Source organism: Azonexus hydrophilus (assembly GCF_905120355.1).
Taxonomy (GTDB): Bacteria; Pseudomonadota; Gammaproteobacteria; order Burkholderiales; family Rhodocyclaceae; genus Azonexus.
Map to the genome: position 1 here is coordinate 1 of NZ_CAJHOB010000044.1, position 1,546 is coordinate 1,546.

Below are 1,546 nucleotides of genomic sequence, written 5' to 3' on the forward strand. Positions count from 1 at the left end.
TTCAACCAGTCAGCATTAGCTTAGCCAACTGTCCGAAAAAGCGTGACCGCCGCAAGGTGGCTTGGTTGCCAATTGAAATCCCACGAAATCCAACCTTCTTGGAAAGGTCAAGACATTCATGGGATATCATGTCGGGTGACACAGAAAGTGAACTCCCCCTTTAAGTGGCATTAAGGCTATTTCGCATATCTTGGCAGAACCACTTGCGTAGTCTGCCAAAGAAATTGAAGATTTCCCAGAAATCTGCCAATTTTAATGAAGGATTCTCCGCCTGTTGAGCATGCAGGACGCTGAGCAAGGTACAACCATCAGCATTCTAGCTTGAGTGGGAAGATATATCTTTTATTGCTGTACCGGGTAAACCAGTAGCTGCCACTTAATGGGTCCGTTTGCGGGATTGTGTTGGCGATGATTTTGCGGTGGAAGTGTATGCCCACCTGCGATTGCAATTTCGTCTCCGCAGGAAGTACAGCGATAGATACCCGGGTGTGGCGCCTCCGTTCCCGGAGAATGTGTTGCATCAAAAGCAGCATCTTGAGACTGAGTCAAACGATTACCGTATTTGTAAAGGGCCATGTCACTCCTCCTGTGTTGGTTGGTAAATCGGAAATTTGAATTCACAGGCCTGTTCGGCTTTTCGGGTAGATCCGTTGAGATGATGAGTTAGCCAACATTGAACGATCCGTCGGATGAATTGGTAACGCTGTGTTGTAGTGAACGAAGTTGCATAGCATCAATCCGATATCCATTCTCAGCCATGAATTTGGCCGCGCCGAATACGTCAAAAGCTCTTTTCTCAGCATGCAGGATTGTCGAAATGGCTTTAATTCCTCCTGCGTAAACCTGTTTCATGAGCATGGGAATCGAATCCTTGTGGTACTGCGCCAAGTACTGCTCCATGAAGGAAAGAGCTATGCCAAGCCTTACATCTGCTTTGGGATGTTTTCTGAGGGGCTGAGGTATATCTTCATCAACAGAGTCAAGAAAAACAAATAGTGCCCCGTAGATGTACCCAATATCGTAAAAGGCATCTGCTAGGATCGGATACCTCAGGAATGGGTTAGACGACATGGTGTAATCAGTTACGGCGGCTGTCCACAGCGAGGCTTGTCGATCTGCGTCGCCCTCCAGTGTTTGGTAGTGAATGAATTCGTTTTCTGGAATTTGATCTTGTCCGAACTCTTCAATCGCGGTCAATTGAGTGTTCTTCTTAAGCCAATCCAGATGCCCAAGTACTACATGGGCAACCTCATGCCACGTGATAAATATCAGCATGTAGTGGAAAATAAAATCGCCGAGCGCCTTTTCACGTCCATCTTTACGGACGGCGGCATCAAGCAATGTACATTTTGTTCGCCCACGTAATACATGCTTGTCAGCGGCAATGGATTTGGCAATCAATGACAGCTGACCTATGAGACCCACACCGATTTCAATCAGGTATCTGCCATCACCCAGTCGAGTGGCTTTGGCTTGCCTGAAAATCTTCTTATCGTAACCGTCCGACCACTACCGTCTTTCCGAGTTAATCGGAGTCAGGCAGCAG

At 47.2% G+C, this 1,546-nt stretch carries 1 protein-coding gene; it reads right to left on the reverse strand.

All coding sequences use genetic code 11. The annotated features are described in order from the left end of the window. Window positions 1–663: 663 nt before the first annotated feature. Window positions 664–1,401 carry a hypothetical protein gene (locus JYJ39_RS13890; RefSeq protein WP_205205235.1) on the reverse strand — a complete coding sequence of 246 codons (738 nt, stop codon included), beginning with the start codon at window positions 1,399–1,401 and terminating at the stop codon, window positions 664–666. Window positions 1,402–1,546: the final 145 nt, after the last annotated feature.